4 protein-coding genes are annotated in these 6,285 nt (G+C 73.0%); 1 reads left to right on the top strand and 3 read right to left on the bottom strand.

Features of this window, described 5'->3' with window-relative positions; translation table 11 throughout:
- Both AOK11_RS36420 and AOK11_RS36415 read right to left on the bottom strand, forming a co-directional pair.
- Positions 1 to 1,658: DUF4192 domain-containing protein (locus tag AOK11_RS36420; RefSeq protein WP_055597913.1), on the bottom strand; the 1,658-nt coding region annotated here is incomplete at its 3' end.
- Between the two features lie 531 nt (positions 1,659 to 2,189).
- Positions 2,190 to 4,352 (bottom strand): RecQ family ATP-dependent DNA helicase, encoded by a 2,163-nt coding sequence (locus AOK11_RS36415; RefSeq protein WP_055597912.1) that lies wholly within the window; start codon positions 4,350 to 4,352, stop codon positions 2,190 to 2,192.
- A gap of 605 nt (positions 4,353 to 4,957) precedes the next feature.
- Here AOK11_RS36415 and AOK11_RS36405 point away from each other — a divergent pair.
- On the top strand, positions 4,958 to 5,572 hold the full coding sequence (locus AOK11_RS36405; RefSeq protein ID WP_055597910.1) for a hypothetical protein: 615 nt from the start codon (positions 4,958 to 4,960) through the stop codon (positions 5,570 to 5,572).
- Positions 5,573 to 5,746: 174 nt separating this feature from the next.
- Here AOK11_RS36405 and AOK11_RS36400 read toward each other — a convergent pair.
- Positions 5,747 to 6,285, bottom strand: a 539-nt coding sequence (locus tag AOK11_RS36400; RefSeq protein WP_055597914.1) for a hypothetical protein, incomplete at its 5' end; no start/stop codon positions are given.

Below are 6,285 nucleotides of genomic sequence, written 5' to 3'. Positions count from 1 at the left end.
AGGTGGCGCGCGTCCGGACGGCGTGCGGCACCCGGTTCCTCGAGGCCGGGACGCACACCGTCCGGACGCGCGCCACCTACCGCCGTACGGGGATGCGGAATCCGCACGGGCGGGCGGCTGCCGTCCGCCCGCCCCCGACGCGGGGAACCGCCGCCTGTGCCGGCCCCGGCGCTGGAGACATGCTCTCGGCGCCGGTGGCGCGAGGGCGTCTCCCGCCCCACGTCAGCCCCGGGCCCGAAGGCGGTGGACTCCCCCGCCGTACCGGGCTCCGGGTCACCGGACTCCTCGCCTCCCGGATCCTCGTTGCCCGCCCCGCCGACCGCATCGGCGGCCGGGCCCTCGCCGTCCGCCTTCCCCTGGTCATCGCGTTCCGCGCGCAGGCAGCGGCGGATCGATTCCGGGTCGAGGCCCTCGTTGCAGGCCTGGTGCAGCAGGCGGGCGAAGAGATAGTCGGGATCGGCGCCCAGGGCCATGGCGAGTGCCTCCCTCGCTTCCAGCTCGTCACCGGTGGACCAGGCGACCCAGCCGGCGAGTGTCAGAGGGGCTGCGGCGTGTTCGCCGTACGTTCCGACGCAACGGCGGGCCAGCGCCCGCCACAGGCGGAGTGCGGGGCCTGCCTCCTCGCCCTCCATCCACTCCGCCGCCCGGTCCCGGGTCGTGCGGTCCTGCAGGCCGAGGATCAGCGTGGCGGCCTCGTCGTGCCGGAGCAGTTCGTCGTCCCGCAGGTCCGCAGGGAGCATGCCGGACACGGAGGGGGCGCCGGCCAGCCGGTCCATGACGCGCGAGGCCAGTTCCCGTGTCTGCCGGGCGACCTCGTTCCGTCCCGCCTCGTCGAGGATCTTGGGGACCAGCGTCCGGTGGGCGGCGTCCAGGGCGGCTTCCTGTTCGAGGGCGGCGGCGTTCTCCCACGGGAGGAACCTCGCCCGCAGTTCGCGCAACGTGCCCCGGACCTGAAGTCCGGCGTAGGTCGCGGCGGCGGCCAGCACCGAGGTGCCCGGCAGCCCCATCGGCGTGCCGGCCTCGGGACAGCACCCCTCGTCGTCGCAGCAGTACGACCAGAAGCGGCCGTCCGAGAGGCACAGGGCCTCCACCACGGGGACGTCGAGAGCGCCGCATTCCAGGCGCAGCGTGTGAGCGAGCGGCCCCAGCCGCTCCTTGACCTGCTGTCCGGGCTCGCCCTCTCCCGGTTCCTGGCAGAGGAAGACGACCATCTGCTCGGGTTTGACGCCTCGGCGCTCACTGCCCGTGACCAGCCCCTGGGCCAGCTGCCGGGCGGCGGCGGGCCAGTCGTCCCGGTTCACGGGGATGCCGAGCCTGGCCCGGCCGCCGAACCGGCCCCGTCCGTCCTTGTCGTACAGGGCGACCAGGACGATGCTGTCCTCGGGGTGGTAGCCGAGCAGATAGGGCAGGGCGTCGGCGAGTTCGGCGGGGGTGCGCAGGGTGACCTGCTGTTCGCCGCCGTGGCTGCCGTAGGCGGTGCAGGCGATGTCCTTCGCGCGCCCCGCGTGCGTGCCCGCGCCCTTGTGCGTGCTCTGCCCCGGGACCTCGGCGCCGCGGGCGATGTCGTGGCGTCCCGGAAGGCCGGCTTGCCCGTATCGCTCCCGCCCGGCGATGTCGCCGTTCTCGGGGGATCCGTTCGTGTCGTTGCTGTTCGTCATGGCAGGACGATTTCGCGGATCAGGAGATCCTGCTCACCCTGTGGACAAAACTGACCAGGGACACGTCATGCACCTCATCTGACCTGCGCTTTCCCTTCCACTGCGATGCGATTGCCAGATAATTTTCGCGCTCTCGTCCTCTTGTCCTCTCGTGTCGGCGCCGGCCGTCCGTGCCGCCCTGCTGTGTGGGACGCGTGGAGCACACGACAACGCGGATCTCCGGGCGAGCGCTGACGCCGTCCTCGCCCGGTTCGCCGGTGACGTCCCGGGGGAAACCCGGCTGCGCGAGGGCCCGTGGCGGGCGATCGGGGTACCGGTCCCCGACCACCGCCGGGCCCCCGCCGTCCAGCACACGGGCCGGGGCAGGTCCGCGGTCTCCTCCCTGGCCCCGTCGCTGCTGCGGGTCAGGAGCTGGAGCCGGAGGACGTCGACCGGCTCGCGGGCGACGACCTGGCAGCCGCGGCGACGCCACCGGCCCTCTGAGAGGACGACAGGTACCGCCGACGGCAGAAGCCGGCTTCTCGCGGGTCTTCAGGCTGTCACGGCGAGGACCAGCGGGAGGACCTGCTCCGCGCCCGCCTGGCGCAGCAGGCGGGCGGCCACCGCAAGGGTCCAGCCGGAATCGGTGTAGTCGTCCACGAGCAGGACCGGGCCGTGCGGAGCGGCCGCCAGAGCGTCGGCCAGCTCCTCGGGAACGGTGAAAGCGGCGGACAGCGTCTGGAGCCGCTGGGCCGAGTTGCTCCTGTGGGCCCGATGCGCACCGTGGTGTCCGGTGTGGCCGAGGGTGCCGAGGAACGGGAGACGCCCGACGGTGGCCACCTGTTCGGCAAGGGAACCGACGAGCCGGGGCCGGCTCAGGGAAGGCAGGGCGACGACTCCCACGGGCCGCGCCGATGCGTCCGGGCCCGTGACCGCCCACCCGCCCGGGGAACGCGCCCAGTCGGCGAGGACTGCCACCGCCGCCTGGAGGACGTCGTCGGGGACCGGACCGTCGGGCGCCTGCTCCGCCAGGAGCGGGCGCAGGCGGTTGCCCCAGCCGATGTCCGAGAGACGGCCCAGGGCTCGCCCGGGGGAGCATTGCTCCTTCGCCGGAATGCGCCCCTTGAGGTCGATGCCCACGGTGGGCATCCCGGTGGGCCACATGCGGCGTGGTTCGACCTCCACCCCTGGACGCTCCAGTTCACCGGCCGCGCCGGCCAGTGCCTGGGGCGAGACAGCAGGATCCGCCCAGGCTCCCGCGCAGTTGTCGCAGCGGCCGCACGGGGCGGCCTTCTCGTCGTCCAGTTGGCGGCGCAGGAACTCCATCCGGCACCGGGACGTGCTGACGTAGTCGCGCATGGCCTGCTGCTCGGCGGCACGCTGGCGGGCGACCCAGGCGTAGCGCTCGGCGTCGTAGACCCAGTCGGCGCCGGTGGACGTCCACCCGCCCTTCACACGCCGCACGGCACCGTCCACGTCCAGGACCTTCAGCATCATCTCGAGGCGAGTCCGCCGGAGGTCCACCAACGCCTCCAGGGCGGGCACGGACAGCGGGCGCCCCGCGTCGGCGAGGGCGGCGAGGGTCTGGCGGACCTGTGCCTCGGGCGGGAAGGCGACCTCGGCGAAGTAACGCCAGATCGCCTCGTCCTCCTTACCGGGAAGCAGCAACACATCGGCGTGCTCCACACCGCGGCCCGCACGGCCCACTTGCTGGTAGTACGAGATGGGTGAGGACGGCGAGCCGAGATGGACCACGAAACCCAGGTCCGGCTTGTCGAAGCCCATCCCGAGGGCGGAGGTCGCCACCAGGGCCTTCACCCGGTTCGCCAGCAGGTCGGCCTCGGCCTGCTGACGGTCGGCGTTCTCCGTCCGGCCGGTGTACGAGGCCACGGCGAAGCCGCGCGCGCGCAGGTAGGCGGTGACCTCCTCGGCGGCCGAGACGGTCAGCGTGTAGATGATCCCGGAACCCGGCAGGTCGTTCAGGTGCTCGCCGAGCCAGGCCAGACGGTGGGCGGCGTCCGGCAACCGGACCACGCCGAGCCGCAGGCTTTCCCGTTCCAGCGTGCCGCGCAGCACCAGGGCCTCGCCGGCTCCGGTGCCCAGCTGGTCGGCCACGTCCGCCGTGACGCGAGCGTTGGCCGTGGCGGTGGTGGCCAGTACCGGAACCCCCGGGGAGAGCTCCTGCAGCATCGTGCGGAGTCTGCGGTAGTCGGGGCGGAAGTCGTGGCCCCAGTCGGAGATGCAGTGGGCCTCGTCGACGACCAGGAGGCCGGTCGTGGCCGCGAGCCTGGGCAGCATCCGTTCGCGGAAGTCGACGGAGTTGAGGCGTTCCGGGCTCACGAGGAGAACGTCGACCTTTCCGTGCTCGACCTCCTCGTGGATGGCCTCCCACTCCTCGGGGTTCGCCGAGTTGATCGTGCGCGCCTGGATGCCGGCCCGCGCTGCCGACTCGACCTGGTTGCGCATCAACGCCAGCAGCGGCGAAACGATCACCGTGGGGCCTGAGCCACGCCGGCGGAGCAGCGCGGTGGCCACGAAGTACACCGCCGACTTGCCCCATCCGGTGCGCTGCACCACCAGGGCACGGCGATGGTCCACCACCAGGGCCGCCACCGCCTGCCACTGGTCCTCCCGGAGCCGTGCCGTGCCCCCGGGATCACCGACCAGCTCGGCGAGGATGGCGTCGGCTTCGGCACGGAGCTCCAGATCGTTCATGCCCCCATGCAACCGCACGGCTCGGACAGTCGGCCAATCCCGCTCCGTGAGGAGGTCACGGGCCCCTCGAACCCTCCAGGCCCAAGAGCAACGTCGTGGGCCCCTCGACCGGCTCCCGCTCGAGACGTTTGCGCAGGCAGGACGCCGGAAGGCCTCGGATGTCGAGGTCCTCGGCCCCGTGGCGGGGGCGAACCACGCCGCCTGTGCCCCGCAGCGCATGCGACCCGTCGCCCTTCCGGCGATCGGCATGGGCCTCGATGCCCACACCCCGGGTCCCGGACGGGCCGGCGCTTACGGTGGAGGACACATCGCCGTCCGAATACCCCACGCACGCCCCTTCGGACACCGGGCCCTCGTGGCCCGTACGAACTGTCGTCGTCGAGCGCTTCATGTGTGCCCGGAGAGCACAGCGGGCAGGGATATAACTCTCAATCATCTGATACCGGTCGGCTCGCACGATTGCTCGTTGCCGCATCCAGGTTCGCCAGGAAGAATTGAGGTCCGCACCCGCACGGCTCGTCCGCCGCCCAGGTTGGGCTCCGTTGCGTGCGCGCTCCCCTGAATCCGACCCCGCCCGTAGTTCGGGCGTAGCCGAAGGGAGGACCGTGACCTTCGGATTCGCTCCGTCCTCGGCGACATCGCTGTCGACGCCCGCCGCTTCCGCCACTCGTCTGCTCGAACCCGCGGAGTGGGCTGCCGCGGGAATCCCCCTGCTGCGCAACCCGCGCGAGGTCGTCAGCGGGTTGCACGCCCGGCACCACCCGGGGCCGGCGACCGCGATCGTCGCCGTGCTCGACCAGGACGAGCGAGTGCGGGCGAGTGCTTCGTTCACCCCTCGCCCCGCCCCGGCGGACGGCTGGATGTTCCGCAACGCGCTGCTGTCCCAGCTGCGCCGGGTCGTCCCGCACGACCTGCGGCGCCGCACGCCGGTCCGTACCGCTGTCCTGCTCTACTGCCGCGAAGGCGACGCTCGCTGGACGGAGGAGGACGGCGCATGGATGTGGGGGCTGCGGGACGCCTGCACGCTGCACGGGCTGCGCTGCGGGGCGTACATCACGCTGACCCGTGACGGCTGGCAGGTGCTCGGCGAAGGACGCGGGGGGCGTCGGCCCGGCATCGGCTCCGCACCGGAGCCGTTCGCCACGGCCGAGGCGCCGCCGCGCATACCGCGCACCGGCGGTGTCGCGTCCGACGTCCTGCGCCGCGCGGCAGCGCGCTGAGAGCCGACGGGACCCTCGGAACCAGGGACTGTCGGCGGCCTCGCGCGCCCCTGTGAGCTGTGCACCCTGCCATCGCGCCGGCACCGCTGCCGGCGCGATGGAACGGCGGCCGCATGACGCCCATAAGACGGCGGCCGCATGGCGCCCGTACAGGACGGGCGCCATGACGTCGGCTCAGACGCCCGTGTCCGTCACCGAGTCGATCCGCTGCGGGTCGCCGCAGACGATCAGCAGGGCGGTGGCCTTGCTCTGTGCCACGGCCAGGGCCGACACGGACACCGACTCGGACCCTCCGTTGACGGCGACCACTACGACGGGGCGCGCTCCGGCACGGGCCGCGACGGCGGCGTCCGCGTAGAAGACGTCGTCGGCGGCGTCGTGCAGCGACCAGTAGGAGGCCTCGCCGAAGGAGAGTTCGTGGGTGGCCCACGGGTGCGGCTTGCCGGTGGTGATCACCAGCACGTCGCCCGGAGCACGGCCCGAGTCCAGCAGCAGGTCCACGGCTTCCTCGGCGGCGTCGAGCGCCCCCTGGACGGTGGCCGGGATCAACTGGACCTGGGCGCCGGCCGCAGCGGGAGCGGTCGGCTTCGAAGGGACGGGTTTGGCCGCCGCAGTGGCATCACGCGGCGTACGTTGCGCCGGAGGCGCGGGCCGGACCGGGCCTGGCCGACCGGGGCGCGGTGGAGCCGCGGGGCGGGGACCGGGTACGGGGC

It is taken from the genome of Streptomyces hirsutus (assembly GCF_001418415.1).
GTDB lineage: Bacteria > Actinomycetota > Actinomycetes > Streptomycetales > Streptomycetaceae > Streptomyces > Streptomyces hirsutus.
The sequence above is the reverse complement of the archived record's forward strand: the minus strand, read 5'-3'. Positions and strand labels throughout refer to the sequence as shown.